Origin of the sequence: Haloferax mediterranei ATCC 33500, from assembly GCF_000306765.2 — an archaeon.
Lineage (GTDB): Archaea > Halobacteriota > Halobacteria > Halobacteriales > Haloferacaceae > Haloferax > Haloferax mediterranei.
Genome location: NC_017944.1, coordinates 88099 through 104403, shown reverse-complemented (window position 1 = coordinate 104403; position 16305 = coordinate 88099). Strand labels below are relative to the sequence as shown.

The following is a 16305-nucleotide window of genomic DNA, read 5'->3' as shown; positions in this document are numbered from 1 at the left end:
ACCAAGGAATCTGAAATTATGTCTATGGTACAGTTGGGAAGGGCAGACACAGACGAGAGTCTCGTTTCCCGTGACGACGTTTACGGTCTCTTGAGTAACCACCGCCGTCGGTACGCTCTCCACGCAATAAAGCAGAACGACGGACCAACTGAACTCTCGAACCTCGCAGAACAGGTCGCGGCGTGGGAAAACGGAAAAGTCGTCCACGAAGTCACGTCTACAGAGCGACACCGCGTGTACACCTCAATGCAGCAGACTCACCTCCCGGCGCTGGAACGCGCAGGCGTCATTACCCACGATAACGGTACGATTACACTGACAGAGCAGGCGACAGACCTCGATGTTTATCTGGATGTCGTCCCGGGCAATTCGATTCCATGGGCCGAGTACTACCTCGGGCTTTCGGCGGTCGCGTTGGCACTCGTTGCTGCCGTTTGGGTCGGTGTGTTCCCCGAGTGGATTCCGAAACTTGCGTGGGCCACTCTCATCTCGCTCCTCTTCCTAGGTTCTGCAGCGTATCACGTCTACCAGAACCGAAGTATGCGGTTGGGAGAAGCCGACAGGCCTCCGGAAGTTAGAGAATGACCGGGAAGTGGACTCGCCGGAGTGCACTCGCGTTCCTCGCTACCGGTGCGGGGATGCTTGCCGTCGATAGCGCTGGCTTCACGACGGTTGACGCCGACCGAACAAGCACCCTCGGAACCACCGACGATTCGAGCGCACTTCTCGGGGTCGACGGAACACGCATCGAAGGCAGTGACGGCGACAGTGTGACACTCACGACACTCACAAATCGGTTCGACGAACCACTCACATGGTTCCGCGTCGACGTTCCAATAGACGCACCGATCCTCGATGTGGAGACGCCGAGGCAGCTCAATCCCGGCGAACAAGGTGATATCGAGGCAACGCTGTCGTGCCCGCGAGAGGAGGCTACCACTATCGACCTCACCATCACCGCCGGCGGCAACGACCAACAGGTCGAGTTGACTCGTGAGTTCACGGTCGTCTGCGAGGATCCGAAAGTCGCCTGGTGGAAGTTCGACGAGAAGCCGAGTAGGACTACACTCGCCGACGAGTGGAGCAACCACAGTGCGACACGAAGTCGCCGTTCGTGGCCATCGTCTCGGCTAATCGACCCCTGGGCCAAAGACTGGGCACTGTACTTCGGGCACGGCTGCGACGTATTGACAATTCAGGATGACACTGCGTTAGACCTGACGTCCGAGTTTACGCTTTCAGTTTGGGTGAAGTATCAACCAGGGGTACATACAAGTACTCTTTCGAGGCTCTTTAGCAAGTGGAACTCGGTTGGTGACGACAGCTATCAGTTCTTTATCGCGGAGAAGCCATTCAGCGACCAACACCACGAGATTGTAATCGAGACGACGGAGAAGAACGTTCTCACCGGTGTTTCGGTTACACCGTGTGAATGGCAACTACTGACATGGACTCACAGCGCGGAGCGAGATCGCGTGTACGTTGATACGGAACTCCACGATGTCCCTGGTGTTCCCAACGCAGAACCGTCCAACCAGCCGTTACGCATTGGAAACGGGGTCGATCCGAGCGGCAAACTCGACTATGGGTTCACCGGCTGGTTGGATGACGCCCGTATCTACGACCGCGAACTGACGCCGGAACAAGTCCGGGACCTCTACGACGAGGACGACGTCGACTGGTGAGGGATATCGTCCTTTTTCTGCCCGAACCCGAGCTGTTTACTCTACTTGAATAGACGCTTTAACCGACGCTTGAGTGGAATGTCACGGGCTGTATCTCGGATTCGATTCGAGCCGAACCCGAACACTGCGCCGACCATCGCAGAGACACTCAACAGTATCAGCACGTTGAATACGCCAATCGCCACGAGCGGATGTATCAAGTGTAACTGCTCGATGACTCCCTGAGGAAGGAGCAAAAAGTAGCGCCGCTCGGTAACCGTCACGGCGGTCTGTTCACCCGGCGGTGGAGCCGACACTAACAGCGTCGCTGTCACCGATTCACCGTGCGGCACGACCAGTTTGCTGTGACTCATTTCCGCGTCAGGATGTGTCGTTTCGAGGAAAATGAGCATCGTTACGAGACCACTGTTCTTGGCAGTGAATCCGTTTTCGACCTGGTCGCCGGGTTCGATGTCTCCGGACACATCATCCCCGTCGACAACTACCTGATGAGTTCCGCTCGGTGCCAACATCGCGGCGTTCGCTGGGACGAGTACGAGAAACGCCAACCCGAGCGCAACCCACCGACCGTCGATAGCCTCACTGTCCGTTCGTGAACGCTCTCGGTCTCGGCCACGGGTCTGTCCTTCCCGTAAATCATCTATAAAAATGAACAGGAACAACACGAGTCCGACGGAGATAAACAAGCCGCTTAACCCTTGCGTCCCGAACGGTGCATCGACGCCGAGTGCTGTCGTCAAAGCCGTTTGTCCGCCCGACACAGTGTCTCGAACGGTGGTGATGGCGGTTCCGAGCCCCGGAATTCGGACTACACCACCGTTCAATTGGAGCGCTGTCGCGACAATTCTGTCATCAGTTACCACCGGTTCGTCGCTACTCTGGTCCCGAAACGGGTTGTTGTCTCCTTTCGTGATATAGCCCGTTTCGGTCTCTTCGACGACTCGGTGTGTCGTCAGTCCCCCTCCATGCAGTTCGATAGCGTTGAAAACAATGATGTCGCCCGGTTCTATCTCGCCCGACAACGGTTCGGGAATGGCGACGAACGCGTCACCCGTATTCAGTGTCGGTGACATACTCCCAGACGTGACGTATCCCAAGAGGACGGGCTGGCCGAGGAGTTGGCCGACCACGAGCGAGATGACGACAAGCGTGGTTACGACGGTGAAAAAATCCTCGACGAACTGTCGCAACATACACTCTCTACTTAGTTGCAGGTTTTCAAACTAGCGGAGCCGTGGATAGTTCATATAGCAGAAACCAAACCGATGCCGAATACGATACGAAGAGTAAGCGTTCCCAGACGAAAACGGAACCTGTGGACCGGAGTGTTCGTTTCCATCTACTTCTTATTGATAACACCGAGCGTACACTGGCTGACAGTCTTTCGGATTTGCTTTCAGACACCGCCGTAGCCGGGCGAGCTTTGGCTCGGAAGTGACTGAAGGGACGTTCTCCGGGGTCTAGATGTTCTGTACCAGAGATATGAAAAAGGCGCTGTTCGTTGCGCCGCGGGTTTCTGTCTCTGGAGGCACATCGCACCGACTCTCGGTGCGTTGGCGGTACGGATACGCCACAGAATGTCATTGCACCCCATGCTAATTATTATCATTATATTCGCAGTGCTGAGGAGTACCACACCGGAGAATTTGGTTTATTCAGAGAACACCACAACTTTCCCCTTAGACAATTGTTTCCTATTTAACTACCCCTTTGATAGTTGTGTTCATGTATCAATACGGGGCACTGTTCGATGGCGCTGCCTGCCATGGCAATAACGCCACGAATCCCACTGGCATTCCACTACTACTCTTTTCACCGGTCGTTCATTGTCTCCTCGGGGGCCGTTGATTCGCGAGTGGACGTCACGGCTGACGCCGTTCGTTGACGCGTCGCGTCTCGTTCGCATCTCACAGAACCGCTGGTCCTGCGGGCAGCCCATCAGAACGCTTTGCGTTCTGAGGACGCCCGTCAGGGCGGTCGCCGTCCAGCTCCACGCGACCAGTTGTTCTTTAGAGAAAAAAGAGATTCTTCTATTTCTCGACGTTCAACGGACTCATCAAGTGGTTTGGAACAGAGTACATCGGCTGGATGACAGCTGACACAACCTACCTGAGGCAACGCCGAAGCGGGTTGCGGTCGACGAAACTACTATCAAGATCAGTGGTGAATAGTATTGACTATGCAATACAATATACATCGAGACAAAGTTGATTCTCGATGTCGAATCATTTGGACGGTAGGGACCGGTCCAGCTACTGTGTTTCTCTATCGGCTTACCTAGAAACACGACCTCTCAGAGGCTGTGTTCCTCGTCGATAATTACGGTTATCTGACTGCAATCGCCCGATTAGGATTGAGCAGTCGGCCCGACTACGTCGAACGAAACCTCATCGAAGGTGGTTTCACTCCCTTAAAATCCGAATTGACCGCTTTCACAGTTCGTGGGCTAGAAGTCTCGGAATTGTCCGCAAGTGTTTTCTATAATTCACACAATACTATAGCTTCCAACGACCACATCAATCGCTCGATGGACCGGTGTCGTGCAATCGGCTGTGTCACCAGTTGCAAACGCTACTATAGACTGTGCCCCAAACAGTATATGTCACACTGACGAATAGTCTCCCAAAGACCGGGTGAACAGCTCCAATCAACCCACGAAAGAGAACCTCCACGATGTTCACACGAAACAACGCGATTGCGCGGCACGGCTCCGGGCCTATGGCTGTTCTTCGCGCTTTCCTCTCACAGATTCATCCCGTATTCATGCTGCCGCCACTTGCCGCGTCGTGGTTCGGGAGTATCCTCGCTGGTGAATTCTCACTCTTCGTCGGGGCCGTCCACATGGGCGCCATCTTCTGTGCAGTCTATACGGCCCACGTGAAAGACGGGTACGTGGATTTTCACGTCCGAAACGAGGACGACGATCACCCCCTGACTGTCACCGGATGTCGGATTGCACTCGCTGGGGCGGCACTTGCGTTCATCGCCGCGCTCATCGGTCTCTGGGCTCTCGCTGGACCGGGGGCGGCACTGCTCACGCTGCCGACATGGGTGATTGGCTACCTGCATGCACCCCAATTGGATATGCATCCAATCGGAGCGACCATGGGATACCCGCTTGGTATCGCTCTAACGATCGTGAGCGCGTCATATGTGCAGAGTGGGATAGTGCCACTCGAATCACTTGCATTTGGACTCGTGTTTCTCGTCCTTCTCTCGGGGGTAAAGACGATCGACGATGCCCAAGATTACACCTACGATTCCTCAATCGGTAAGCCGACGGTCGCAGTGGTACTCGGGCAAGACACCGCCCGAAGAGTAGCGTACGGGATAATGACGGTCGGGTTGGGACTCGTCATGGGATTCGCTGTCGGCGGTGTCTTCCCGCCGAGTACTGTTTTGGCTGTCGGAGTCTTTGCTCCCGTAGCAGCGATTGCGTGGCGGAAATCACCGACACTAGCCACGATGTTGCTTATCCGTGGCGCCTACCTGTTTCTGGCCAGTCTCATCGCCGCAGTGTGGTTCCACCCGTTCGTCTAACCGACCCGAGAGGACGGCGTGGATAAGGTTGTGAACTACACTCTCGAAAGCATTACACGCATACTGGACCGTAGTCTTCTCACAGGAGTCATGACGAGTAAGCTGTCATGGCGGAGGGCTGGAGCGTACGCTGGGCTGTTCATAGTCATACTGTCCGGAAGCGTTCTTACCGTATCGTTGCTGTCGAATCCGTGGTTTTCGCTACAATACCACTCACTCTCTGACTTGGGTCGCCGCTCGGCTCGGCTCACGCTTGTCTACAATGGTGGACTGGTCGTTAGCGGAGTTCTCTTGCTCTTTTTTTGTACTCAAGTCTTTCGAGAAAGTGAGACCCGCCTCAGCCGGGGTGGGGTCGTACTCTTCGGGCTGACCGGCATAGCGCTCCTTCTGATTGGATACCGCTCAAATGGCGTCACACTTCCTGAATCGTACGCTCTGGGCCTTGCGCTTTCGGGAGGAACAGGAGTATTTCTACTCGCCGTGTCACTGAGTTATCGAGGTGTTGCATATGCCCGGCTGTTCGCTGGCGTCGTTGTGTCTGGAACCTTCCTTGCGTTGCTCGCAATACACACGTTCGACGGACTGGCAATCGCCGAGCTAATTGCAATCGCTGAGTACGACGTAACGCTCCTCATCTTCTCCTATCAACTTCTCCAGAATCCGAGGGACAGCTGTCGTACCGCGTGAACTACGCGCTGGGGACGGAATCCGGACTTCGACCCTAACTCTCCTGAGTGCCTTGTTGAATCTTTCAATTAGTAATCGGTTTGAGTGGTCGTGCTCACAGCGTATATTCACCACGACACCCCCTATCAGGAGTCGTTCTGTTCGATTTTCTGACCCCAGTAGCCCGGGTGTTTCTCGACAACGAGGTCATCCTCAATCGTCAGCTGACACGATAACCGGAGTCCGGAGTCGAGACTATGAGGTGGCAACTTGAGACGACGGCGTTCTTTACCCGTCGGGTTACTGACGTCCCCCTCCACGATTTCGACGGCACATGTTCCGCAAAGCGCGTTGCCGCGACAGTTGGTATACTGCGCTTTCCCGTTATGCGGGGAGAGGCCAGCATCTAAGAGGGTTTGACGGAGGTTGTCACCAACGTCGGCTTCAATCGTTTCACCTTTGAACTCTATCGTTGGCATGTGTTTACATAGCACTACAAGACACAAATACGTTTGACCGGTTCGTCCGCTATATGAATTAGATGAAATATCACACAGTAAGGTGAACATGGAGAATTTCTGGTGCCTCACTCACTAGAAACGTCCGCGTAGCTCACACCGCGAGACAGCGAGACAATCGTGATGGTAACACCTTACGAACGCCGTTAGAGACAACGGCTTTTTCAGATGGATACCCCTGGCCTGTTGGTATATCCGACTGTGATTCGAAATACTGAGAACGCCAGTATTGGTCTCGCAGATGACATCGTATTTCAAAACGCTTCGACAGAGTCAGCCCTTTCACCGGATAACAGAAAATGAAAACGTGGTACCTTTTGGGCCTCGAAGAGGCCTCGTGGCCCGAGAAGCTTATGTTCGTCGTAGCGATGAGCGTGATGCTCGCTCTCGGTGGGTTTGGTTTCCTGAAGCCGTCAGTACTCAGTAGCACGCTCATCGGTGCGAAGACGTGGGTCCTCAATTACTTCGGTTGGTGGTTCATCCTACTCGGATTCGTGCTGTTAATTGTCGTCCTACTACTGGTATTTTCGCAGTATGGGAAACTCCGAATCGGTGGTCCCGATGCTGAACCGGAGTTCGGCTTGTTCTCTTGGCTGTCGATGGTATTCACCGTCGGGTTCGGTGCATCCATTCTCATTTGGGGCGTCGCAGAACCCATCTCCATCGTCAGCAGTCCTCCGCCAAAGCCGTATCCCGTCCAAGGTGCGTCCGTAGAGGCGATGGCACTGGCGTTTATGTTCATTCACGAGGTGTTCCCTGGCCTTGCAATGTGGTATCTCCCCGTCGCGATGGCGTTCGGAATCATCGTCTACACCGACGGCGTCGGTGAGTACAAGATTAGCTCGATGCTCACCGCCGTCATCGACGAAGACCGCATTCCCGGTCTCTATTGGACGGTCAACCTAGCCGCTGTCATTGCTACCATCGGCGGAATATCGACGACGCTCGGCTTCAGTGCACAGACGATGGCAGCGATTCTCGGACGAGTGTTCAACCTCGAAGCAACAGTTCTGACGTACGCGGTCTTCGCGCTTATCGGCGTCGTCTTTCTCGGTGACGTCTGGCTCGGGCTCAGAAAAGGAATCCGTAATGCCGCCCGTGTGACGATGTTACTGATCGGTCTCTCGATGGCTTTGCTCGTCGTGGTCGGTCCGACTGTCTTCATGTTCGAACTCGGTCTCGATGCGACAGGTGTCTGGCTCAGCGAGATGTTCCGGCTGACGCTCTACACGGCACCGACATCCGCGGGTAATTGGGCGGCAAACTGGACCGGATTCTGGTGGGCGTGGTGGGCCGCGTGGAGTATCTTCGTCGGCAGTTTCGTTGCCCGTGTCTCGAAGGGCCGGACCATCCGCGAAATGTTCGTCGTACTTGTCGTGGTGCCGACGTTCCTTACGTGGATTCAACATTTACTCATCGGTGGGTGGGTACTTGCGCCGGGGTACCAGCAACCAGTCGCTGACATCATGGCCGCTGCTGGCAAGCCTGCAGCAATCGCGAAGGCCCTGCAAATCACCTCCTTCGGGACGGTACTGGCGGTCTTGTTTGTGCTCGTCATTGCAGGATACATCATCACCTCGCTCGACTCGGCGGTGTTCATGATCTCCGCGATTACGCTTGGCGACGAAAATCCGAACCCTCGAAACCGCGCGTGGTGGGGGGCATTACTGGCCTTCTTCGGAATGATGTCGCTCGAACTCAAAGAGTTCAGTTCCATCCAGTCGCTTTCGGTCACAATGGCGCTTCCGTTCTCACTACTCCTGCTCGTCATCCTATACGGGAGTTACGTCGTCGCGAAAGGATATGTACAGAATACCAGTGAGATCGACGTAGAGAGCGAGACGCTCCTCACTCGGCAGTCTGATTCGAGCACACCGAGCGACGACTGAGTGAGCATTCTAGGAACGGAATAGACTTCTACAGGTGGAGCAGGCCGAGTGTCTCGGGGTCGTTGGAAAGACCTTCGTCTTTCGTGATGACGAGACCCCTTTGGCGTCTCGAACCACTTGACCCCGAGGCGGTTCACTAACGGCCCCTCTTCGAATCGGTTCGTTCGAAAGGACCACGGGTGTCAGCGATCACTACGGTCTGGTGATTACCCTGTCAGACACCACGAGCAGTGAGTCACGCACCTCTATATTCTCTCACTATGGGAACATAACCAGATATGGATTATAAATAATGTTGTATCTATCTTTATAGGTAATATAAAATACCATAAACAGTTGTTCCTCCGTTCCACCTGTATGGAAAACATTAGTCGGCGACAAGTTCTCGCGACAACAGGTGCTGCGGTTTCAGCTGGGGTCGCCGGATGTGCCGGAACTCTGGGAAGCGGTGAGTCGAGTGGAGAGACGTTCGGTGTAGGTTATGGTGACTATCAGACGACGGTGAAGGCCGCTGATTTCCCGAAGAAGCTCTACGTCTATGCCGTCCAGTCGGGGTGGTCGAACTGGCCTGCCATCATGCAAGCGTTCGAAGAGCAGTACGGTGTGCCACTGAACGATGACGACCGGTCCTCGGGAGAGGCACTCAAAGACCTCAGATCCCACGCACAGAACCCGACACACTCGGCGTACAACGGCGGGTACACCTACGGCATCCTGGCGATGAACGACGGGTTGACCCAGGCGTACAAGCCCGCAAACTGGGACGCGGTCCCCAAGAAGTTGAAGACGGACAACGGCCACATGACGGCGACGCGCCGCATGACGACGGCGGTCACGTACCGAAAGGACCTCTACGAGGAGCGCGGCCTCGACGCCCCGGAGACCTGGGATGACCTCCTCCAACCGGAGATTACGAAGGACCTTGCGCTCCAGACGCCGACCGCCGCCGTTGGGTTGGCCGCTGCGCTCTCGGTCAACAACGCTCGTGGCGGGTCGCTCGACGACTTACAACCGGTCATCGACTACTACAAGCAGATCAAAGACGGCGGTGCCGAGTTCACCGACAACTTCCTCGCACAGTTCACGAAAGGCGAGTACGCGACGTTCATCCGGTACGACTACTCGGGGCTCAACCTCAAGTACAACAACGACGAAATCGCCGAGGAGAACGTCGGCGTTGCGCTGCTCAAGGGGAAGAACGGAAATAAAGGCGCGTTCAACCAGCCGTACGGCTACGGGATGTTGAAGGACGCGCCGAACCCGGGTGCGTGTAAACTGTTCATGGACTACGTTCTCTCGCTCGAAGGCCAGCGAAAGTTCCTCGACGCGTACGTGCGTCCGATCCGCGCTCCCGAACTGGAGATGCCCGACGAGTTCCCTGACCAGAGTACCTACGACGAAACCGAATTCCAGGTCGACTACGGGTCGCTCGTCGAGAAGCAAGAGCGCATCATCCAGCAAATCAACCGCGAGGCCAACCTGTAGATGACAACAGACGGGGAACACGGTTTCGAGCGGATAGCCACTCAGAAGACCGGCATCCAGTGGACGGAGTGGCGACGCGAACGGGTTCGTATCCTCCTTCTCTGTCTTCCCTTCGCTGTCCTCGCAATTACGGCCGGGGTCGTCCCGCTGTGGGAGATGGCGAAGATTAGCGTCTCTGAGTCACAGTTCGTGACCGGTGGATTCACCCTCGACGCCTACGAGACACTCGTCACCGACCCCTACTACCGGAGTGTCGCGGTCAATACGATCTGGTTCGCGGTTGCCACGACGCTCGGCAGTCTGGCCGTGGCGGTACCAGTCGCACACGCCCTCGAAAAGTACGACCTTCCGGCGAAGGGTGCACTCGTCACCGTCATCTCGTTTCCGAACAGTTTGCCCGGCATCGTCGCCGCGTTCATGATCATCGTCCTCCTCGGAAACAGCGGTGTCCTCACGAACCTCTTTGCGGTGTTTTCGGGGAGAGCCCCGACGTCGCTCGCCGTCGCGACGAGTGTGTTCGGACTGTACGTCGCGTACCTCTATTCGATGGTTCCCCGCTCGCTCCTGTTACTTCGAGGGACGTACGCGGAGATCAACACGGACGCCGAAGCGGCCGCTCGGTCACTGGGTGCGACCCCGTGGCAGACGTTTCGATACGTTACGTTCCCACAGATTCGTTCGGGTGTCGTCGGTGCCGGTATCCTTACGTTCCGCACCGCACTCGCCATCTTCGGAACGGTGCTGATTCTGAAGGCAATCTCGCCACCAGTTTGGACGCTCCAAATCAATCGCGAACTCGCAAACGGCTTCGATATCCAGATGGCGTCGGCGATGGCGACCGTCTGGTTCGTCTTCGTCTTTGCGGCGACGTTCCTCGGGCTTCGACTCACCGACGCGGAGGTGTCGATATGACGATGCGTCCACGGTCACCGACGGCCCACCCCGGACGAATCCTCGTTACCGGGGTCCTCGTAGGGACTATCATCCTACTCGTGCTCCCAATCGTCCTCACCTTCGTCAGTTCGTTCGCCCGCGAGTGGACCGGTGTTCTCCCGACGGGGTTCGTCACACTCAGCCACTGGAAGTACGTACTCGGAATCGGCGGCGGCGTCCAAGACGCGGCCGACACGTCCATCGGCGCTTCTCTGGGTTTCTCGCTCCTGTTGGCGCTCGGTGGTGTTCTCATCAACCTCGTCGTCGGGATTCCAATTGCTTATGCGGTCGCCCGCTACGAATTCTGGGGCCGTAACTGGACGAGTACCTTCGCGGTCCTGCCGCTCGCACCCGGGATTATCCTCGGTGTTGCCTTCCTCCGAGCGTACCCCGAACTGTCCGCGACGAACTTCGGACTCATCGTCGGCTACTCGCTTCTGAAAGCACCGTACATGGTGATGGCGGTACTCGGTAGCTTCGAGTCGATGCCGTTGCGGCAACTCGAAGAGAGCGCCCGGTCACTCGGCGCTTCGTGGACTCGCACGTTCTTGACCGTCATCATCCCGAACGCCAAGACGGGTATTATCTCCGGCTCGATAGTCTGTTGGACGCTCGCGGCGGCCGAATTCAACTTCTCGTACATCGTCTTCTCCCGGGGAACACCACCGCTCGCACTGTTCTTGAAGGGCCACATCTCGAACAGTTCGTTCCTCACGACGGCAGCGGCCCTCTCCGTGTTCTTCCTGCTGGTCGCCGGCGTTACCGTGTTGTTGCAAATACTCGGTGGTCATCGCCCACTCAACCGAATCTGACCATGGCACGAATCACACTCGACGGAGTCACCAAACGGTTCGACGAATCGGTCGCGGTCGACGGTCTCGACCTAGAGATTGCCGACGGTGAAACACTCGGTGTCGTCGGCCCCTCGGGGTGTGGCAAGACGACGACGCTCCGGATGATTGCCGGATTCGAGACGCCGACAAGCGGGTCGGTCCGGTTCGACGGCGAAGACGTTACTCACCGTTCCCCGGAGACCCGAAACGTCGGGCTCGTCTTCCAATCCTACGCGCTCTTCGACAACATGAGCGTCCTCGAAAACGTCACTTTCGGCCCCAAGATGCACGGTGTCGACCGTGAAGAGCGTCGGACCCGTGCCCGTGAACTTTTGGCGATGCTCGACATCGACGATTTGGCGATGCGGAACCCGCGAACACTCTCGGGTGGCCAACAACAGCGTGTCGGCATCGCTCGTGCGCTCGCCATCGAACCGAAGATTCTCCTGTTGGACGAGCCGATGACCGGTCTCGACGCGAAGCTCAAACGCGAACTCAGACGGGAGTTGGCCGACCTGCTCAGTGAGTTGGGTGTCACCGCGCTGTACGTGACGCACGACCAAGACGAAGCGATGGAGATGACCGACCGAATCGCGGTATTGAACGATGGCCACCTCGAACAAGTCGGGTCACCGGAAGCCCTCTACGAGCGACCGGCGAACCGGTTCGTCGCAGAGTTCGTCGGCGCGTCGAATCTGCTCTCTGCACGGCCAACGACCGATGGTTTGGACCTCGGCTACGCGACGGTCGATTCACCGTTGGAGACGACTGCACACGATACGGTGACGGTCGTCGCTCGACCGGACGACATTACACTCTGTGACGACGGAATCGTGACGGCCGAAATCGAGGACGTGACGTACCTCGGCGAGCGAGCCGAGAGTATCGCCACGCTCCCGGATGGAACGTCGGTGACGGTTCGTTTCGACCCACGGGCGGAACACGTCGTCCCCGGCGACGAGACCGGCCTCTCGTTCGACACGGAACGTCTCCACGTGGTCGAGCGCTACTAGCGATAGAGCCACCCGAAAAAGAGTTTGTCGCCGACCCATCCATCGGCCAGTTACTCACGACTGACGCCGTAGGCTTCCGCCTCGTGATTCTTGATCGTCTGAATGGGAGGGTCTTCATCAGCACAATTGAGGTAGATAGATGTAACCCAGACCCGGCCAGCATGTTGGGTCCTCTCCCAAGAGTTGTGACTGTGACATTACTTCCACCCGATTGACAACTGTTAATGTCAAACATGGTGAAGTTACACGTGGTGTACCTCGCGTAGAGAGGTAGGGAACCAATCGAGAAGATGGCACGGGCACACCGCGAGAAAAGGAGGAAGTAAAACCAATATGAAACCGAACCCAAGAGAACCAGAAGAGATACGAGGTAAACGAGAACTCGTCATGGTCGCCAAGCCCGACGTAAAGTTGCGGGCGCGACCTGAAGGGCTGACCTCGGCCGCAGATGTCGATATCAGTCCGTTGTCGGACGTCCTCGACGACGAGGGTGCAACTATCGAACCACTCTTCGGAACGACTGAAGAGCGGTTACAGGCCGACGTCGAGTCCGTGGCTTCCGAGTCGGACCTCGACGTACCGGACTTGTCGGTGTATTACAACGTTCACACGGACGAAGACCGGATGGAAGAGGTCGCCAAACGGTTGAACGAACTTGAGACGGTCGAAGCCGCCTACGTGAAACCGCCAGCCGAACCAGCGGAAGCGGTCGGGGAGGCTGAATTCGAAGCGCTCAACGACATGACTCCGGTCACGGAGTCGCCGCCCGCGCACACACCGGATTTCGTGTCCCGGCAGGGGTATCTCGATGCGGCTCCCGACGGTATCGATGCCCGCTACGCGTGGCAATTCGCTGGCGGCAGAGGCCAAGGAGTCGACGTGATCGACTTGGAGTGGGGCTGGAACTTCAGCCACGAGGACCACCAGAACAACCAAGGAGGCGTAGTCGGCGGCACTAACTCGGCGTACGATAACCACGGGACCGCTGTCATCGGCGAGATTGGCGGTGATCAAAACGACTTCGGAGTCACCGGTATCGCGTCGGAGGCCAACATCAGTGCTGTCGCCTTCTCCATGGCTACGGCACGGGCGATTCGTCTGGCAGCGAATCGGTTGAACCGTGGCGATATCATGCTGCTAGAGATCCATCGACCGGGCCCCCGGAACAATTTCCAGCAGCGAAGTGACCAAGACGGATATATCGCCATCGAATGGTGGCCCGACGATTGGGCGGCCATTCGGTATGCCGTCGCGAAGGGAGTCATCGTCGTTGAGGCTGCGGGGAACGGCGATGAAAACCTCGATGATTCGATTTACGACAACAGACCATCGTGGTTCCCCTCCGACTGGAGCAATCCGTTCCAGCGGGGGGACCGAGACTCGGGTGCCATTGTCGTCGGCGCTGGTGCCCCGCCGCCGGGCACTCACGGGAACGACTGGGGCCCCGACCGGTCGCGTCTCGGCTTCTCTAACTACGGGAGAATTATCGATGCGCAGGGTTGGGGCCGAGAGGTGACCAGCACTGGATACGGCGACCTCCAAGGCGGATCGGACAGGAACGAATGGTACACCGACGGCTTTAGCGGAACGTCGAGTGCCTCCCCAATCGTCGTCGGTGCTCTGGCCTGCGTGCAAGGGATTCTGCGCCGGGACAGACAAGCCCAACTCAGCCCGCTGCGAGCGCGGGAGCTGCTTCGTTCGACCGGGTCGCCTCAGCAGGACGCTCCCGGACGCCCCAGTTCACAGCGAATCGGGAACCGACCGGACCTCCGGGAACTGGTCCCCCATGCGTTGCAGACCAGTAACTGGACCGGCGTCCAGTTCCGTGGGACCGTCCCTGCGAACAGCACGCGACGCTGGTTCACCTGGGGATGGCCAGCACAGTGGCACGTCTTGTGGACCGTCGTCCCGACGTCGCCCGACCCCGGTGGACCCCAGATTGGATGGAACGTGGAGGTCGAACGGGCCACACACGAGAACATCACGTACTGGATCAGCATCACGAACAAGACGTCTTCGTCGGTGGACGTTGAGGCCCGCTACGCTGTCCTTGGAGAAACGTAACGGATGAACGAATTCACGAACGCACACAGTCGACACGACCGAACATACACGGAGACACGAGTATGAGAACAGGAGTTCAATTCCGCGGTACCGTCCCGGCAAACAGCAGTCGTCGCTGGTTCACTTGGGGGTGGCCCGAAGACTGGCACGTCACGTGGTACGTCGTTCCGACGTCACCCGAGAAGGGTGGACCACAGATCGACTGGGACGTGGAAGTAGAACGCGCATCGAGCGACAACATCACGTACTGGGTATCGATTCAAAACACCACTAGCGACAGCGTCCAGGTTGAGGCCAGATACGCAGTACTGAACTAGAGGTGAGCAGACAATGCGTATTATAATCGAGATTGACGAAGAAGCCGACACTGAGACGACTAAGGCCGAGGTTCGAAAGGGGGCGGAGAAGATACACGAAGGAACCAGAGGGAGGGAGAAGACGCACCAAGAAGCCACCGACGCGGGTGAAGCGCCCAGTTCCAGTCCTGCACTAGCAGAAGAGACAGCGACTTCTGGTCCGCAACCGAGGCGAACGCGGGAGAGACCGGAACAGGGCACTAACGGTGGTGCTGCTCCCCAATCGCTGCCAACACCTCCGTCCAAGAACGGAATGGACGTCTCTCCTACAGGTCGGGCGACCGACGCCGGCGCAGCGCCGGGACCAAAACCAGAGCCAGGGCGAAGCCCGGTAATAAACGGTGGGATGCCGTCCACCAGTGGGTCTCCGAAAAAAGTATCCCAGGCAAAGTCCGAGAAGACTGACGCTGGCCCCCCCTCGGTACCACCCAGCGGGAGCTCGGCAACTGTCGAGGAAACGCAGATGGACTACGAGACCATGGTTTCGGGAACTGTAGAGGAAGTCAAAGACCGAGTCAAAGGAGAGCACTTGGACATAATGAAACTCATCGAAGCCGAGCGAGCCGGAGACGACCGGAACACGCTCATCGAATGGTTGGAAAAACAGAAAGCGTAGCTGTCGACAGCTGAGCAAAGCTCACCGCGTCGAAGAGGAATTGGAGACACGGCAAGCGTAGTGGGCTTTGGAGACGATCCAAACACCGGTGAGTACGCCACGCCCGTCGCCGGAAGAACCGAAATCCGGTGTTTCTTTCTCCACCCGTTTTGGTCACACAATCAAAATGAGGACCGCAGGACGGCATCACGATTTACATCAAAATTATATTGAAAATTAAGAAATAGTTTTTACGAACCGCGGACAATATTTTGATGGAATCGAGGTGATCAGCAATGGCTCTTCCAACTGGTCCCGCAAGTTCCTGGTTCCAAGGCACAGACTTCCCGAGTCGATTATTCGAAACCGGACGCAACGACTACGAACTGTACGAAGCAGACGATGAGTTCGTCCTGAGCGTCGAAATGCCGGGCTTCGATTCCGAGGAGATGACGGTTTCGTGGGACGAAGGCGTGCTCAACATCGCTGCCGAGCACGAAGACGAGAAACGCGGCCAGCGGAAGACCTACCATCGTCGCTTCCGGTTCCCGAAGAACGTGGACGACGATGAAATCACGGCGCAGTATAATAACGGTATTCTCGAAGTCCGACTGCCGGTGATGACTGGTGGGACAACCCGTGGAACGGAGATCGAAATCCAAAGCTAACACCGGCTGCACCGTCTCAGCTCGGTAGTATCGGTTGACAGCCAAGTTTTTCAGAGTGAT

The 16305-nt window shown here is 56.9% G+C and carries 15 protein-coding genes and 1 pseudogene; 14 read left to right on the top strand and 2 right to left on the bottom strand.

Features of this window, described 5'->3' with window-relative positions; genetic code table 11:
• The first annotated feature begins 24 nt into the window (after positions 1-24).
• Complete coding sequence (locus HFX_RS17220) at positions 25-585, top strand: DUF7344 domain-containing protein (RefSeq protein WP_004061030.1); 561 nt, start codon at positions 25-27, stop codon at positions 583-585.
• Positions 582-1685 carry a TafC family fimbrial protein gene (gene tafC, locus HFX_RS17215; protein WP_004061031.1) on the top strand — a complete coding sequence of 368 codons (1104 nt, stop codon included), beginning with the start codon at positions 582-584 and terminating at the stop codon, positions 1683-1685. The genes HFX_RS17220 and tafC overlap by 4 nt, the downstream gene beginning before the upstream one ends.
• Positions 1686-1726: 41 nt before the next feature.
• Here tafC and HFX_RS17210 read toward each other — a convergent pair whose 3' ends face one another.
• Positions 1727-2878 (bottom strand): signal peptidase I, encoded by a 1152-nt coding sequence (locus tag HFX_RS17210; RefSeq protein WP_004061032.1) that lies wholly within the window; start codon positions 2876-2878, stop codon positions 1727-1729.
• A gap of 711 nt (positions 2879-3589) precedes the next feature.
• Between HFX_RS17210 and HFX_RS20385 the strand changes: the two are divergent.
• From HFX_RS20385 to HFX_RS17200, 3 genes and pseudogenes are all read left to right on the top strand, one after another.
• Positions 3590-4169 (top strand): annotated as a pseudogene (locus HFX_RS20385) (hypothetical protein).
• Positions 4170-4358: 189 nt separating this feature from the next.
• Positions 4359-5225 (top strand): UbiA family prenyltransferase, encoded by an 867-nt coding sequence (locus tag HFX_RS17205; protein ID WP_004061033.1) that lies wholly within the window; start codon positions 4359-4361, stop codon positions 5223-5225.
• Positions 5226-5315: 90 nt separating this feature from the next.
• Positions 5316-5912 carry a DUF998 domain-containing protein gene (locus HFX_RS17200; RefSeq protein ID WP_238547497.1) on the top strand — a complete coding sequence of 199 codons (597 nt, stop codon included), beginning with the start codon at positions 5316-5318 and terminating at the stop codon, positions 5910-5912.
• A gap of 125 nt (positions 5913-6037) precedes the next feature.
• Here the strand turns inward: HFX_RS17200 and HFX_RS17195 are convergent, their stop codons facing one another.
• The gene (locus HFX_RS17195) at positions 6038-6370 is read right to left on the bottom strand and encodes a 2Fe-2S iron-sulfur cluster-binding protein (protein WP_004061035.1); all 333 of its coding nucleotides are present in this window, start codon (positions 6368-6370) and stop codon (positions 6038-6040) included.
• Between the two features lie 338 nt (positions 6371-6708).
• On the opposite strand from HFX_RS17195, the gene HFX_RS17190 reads away from it, so the two are divergent.
• The 9 genes from HFX_RS17190 to HFX_RS17155 all read left to right on the top strand — a co-directional run bounded on the left by HFX_RS17190 (position 6709) and on the right by HFX_RS17155 (position 16245).
• Positions 6709-8298, top strand: coding sequence for a BCCT family transporter (locus tag HFX_RS17190; RefSeq protein WP_004061036.1), 1590 nt, complete (start codon positions 6709-6711; stop codon positions 8296-8298).
• A gap of 357 nt (positions 8299-8655) precedes the next feature.
• Positions 8656-9783: an extracellular solute-binding protein gene (locus tag HFX_RS17185; RefSeq protein WP_004061037.1), complete on the top strand. Its 1128-nt coding sequence runs from the start codon at positions 8656-8658 to the stop codon at positions 9781-9783.
• Positions 9784-10695 carry an ABC transporter permease gene (locus tag HFX_RS17180; RefSeq protein ID WP_004061038.1) on the top strand — a complete coding sequence of 304 codons (912 nt, stop codon included), beginning with the start codon at positions 9784-9786 and terminating at the stop codon, positions 10693-10695.
• 2 nt (positions 10696-10697) lie between these two features.
• Positions 10698-11528, top strand: a complete 831-nt coding sequence (locus HFX_RS17175) for an ABC transporter permease (protein WP_014732745.1) — start codon at positions 10698-10700, stop codon at positions 11526-11528.
• Positions 11529-11530: 2 nt separating this feature from the next.
• On the top strand, positions 11531-12562 hold the full coding sequence (locus HFX_RS17170) for an ABC transporter ATP-binding protein (protein ID WP_004061040.1): 1032 nt from the start codon (positions 11531-11533) through the stop codon (positions 12560-12562).
• A 333-nt stretch (positions 12563-12895) separates the two neighbouring features.
• Positions 12896-14626: a S8 family peptidase gene (locus tag HFX_RS17165; RefSeq protein ID WP_014732744.1), complete on the top strand. Its 1731-nt coding sequence runs from the start codon at positions 12896-12898 to the stop codon at positions 14624-14626.
• 62 nt (positions 14627-14688) lie between these two features.
• Complete coding sequence (locus tag HFX_RS17160; RefSeq protein ID WP_004061042.1) at positions 14689-14943, top strand: hypothetical protein; 255 nt, start codon at positions 14689-14691, stop codon at positions 14941-14943.
• A 502-nt stretch (positions 14944-15445) separates the two neighbouring features.
• Positions 15446-15598 (top strand): hypothetical protein, encoded by a 153-nt coding sequence (locus tag HFX_RS20180; protein WP_004061043.1) that lies wholly within the window; start codon positions 15446-15448, stop codon positions 15596-15598.
• A gap of 275 nt (positions 15599-15873) precedes the next feature.
• Positions 15874-16245: an Hsp20/alpha crystallin family protein gene (locus tag HFX_RS17155; RefSeq protein WP_004061044.1), complete on the top strand. Its 372-nt coding sequence runs from the start codon at positions 15874-15876 to the stop codon at positions 16243-16245.
• Positions 16246-16305: the final 60 nt, after the last annotated feature.

Excerpts from the sequence above, each read along its gene's own strand:
- HFX_RS17220 (WP_004061030.1), top strand. The coding sequence starts at position 25 with ATGGTACAGTTGGGAAGGGCAGACACAGACGAGAGTCTCGTTTCCCGT.
- tafC (WP_004061031.1), top strand. The coding sequence starts at position 582 with ATGACCGGGAAGTGGACTCGCCGGAGTGCACTCGCGTTCCTCGCTACC.
- HFX_RS17210 (WP_004061032.1), bottom strand. The coding sequence starts at position 2,878 with ATGTTGCGACAGTTCGTCGAGGATTTTTTCACCGTCGTAACCACGCTT.
- HFX_RS17205 (WP_004061033.1), top strand. The coding sequence starts at position 4,359 with ATGTTCACACGAAACAACGCGATTGCGCGGCACGGCTCCGGGCCTATG.
- HFX_RS17200 (WP_238547497.1), top strand. The coding sequence starts at position 5,316 with ATGACGAGTAAGCTGTCATGGCGGAGGGCTGGAGCGTACGCTGGGCTG.
- HFX_RS17195 (WP_004061035.1), bottom strand. The coding sequence starts at position 6,370 with ATGCCAACGATAGAGTTCAAAGGTGAAACGATTGAAGCCGACGTTGGT.
- HFX_RS17190 (WP_004061036.1), top strand. The coding sequence starts at position 6,709 with ATGAAAACGTGGTACCTTTTGGGCCTCGAAGAGGCCTCGTGGCCCGAG.
- HFX_RS17185 (WP_004061037.1), top strand. The coding sequence starts at position 8,656 with ATGGAAAACATTAGTCGGCGACAAGTTCTCGCGACAACAGGTGCTGCG.
- HFX_RS17180 (WP_004061038.1), top strand. The coding sequence starts at position 9,784 with ATGACAACAGACGGGGAACACGGTTTCGAGCGGATAGCCACTCAGAAG.
- HFX_RS17175 (WP_014732745.1), top strand. The coding sequence starts at position 10,698 with ATGCGTCCACGGTCACCGACGGCCCACCCCGGACGAATCCTCGTTACC.
- HFX_RS17170 (WP_004061040.1), top strand. The coding sequence starts at position 11,531 with ATGGCACGAATCACACTCGACGGAGTCACCAAACGGTTCGACGAATCG.
- HFX_RS17165 (WP_014732744.1), top strand. The coding sequence starts at position 12,896 with ATGAAACCGAACCCAAGAGAACCAGAAGAGATACGAGGTAAACGAGAA.
- HFX_RS17160 (WP_004061042.1), top strand. The coding sequence starts at position 14,689 with ATGAGAACAGGAGTTCAATTCCGCGGTACCGTCCCGGCAAACAGCAGT.
- HFX_RS20180 (WP_004061043.1), top strand. The coding sequence starts at position 15,446 with ATGGACTACGAGACCATGGTTTCGGGAACTGTAGAGGAAGTCAAAGAC.
- HFX_RS17155 (WP_004061044.1), top strand. The coding sequence starts at position 15,874 with ATGGCTCTTCCAACTGGTCCCGCAAGTTCCTGGTTCCAAGGCACAGAC.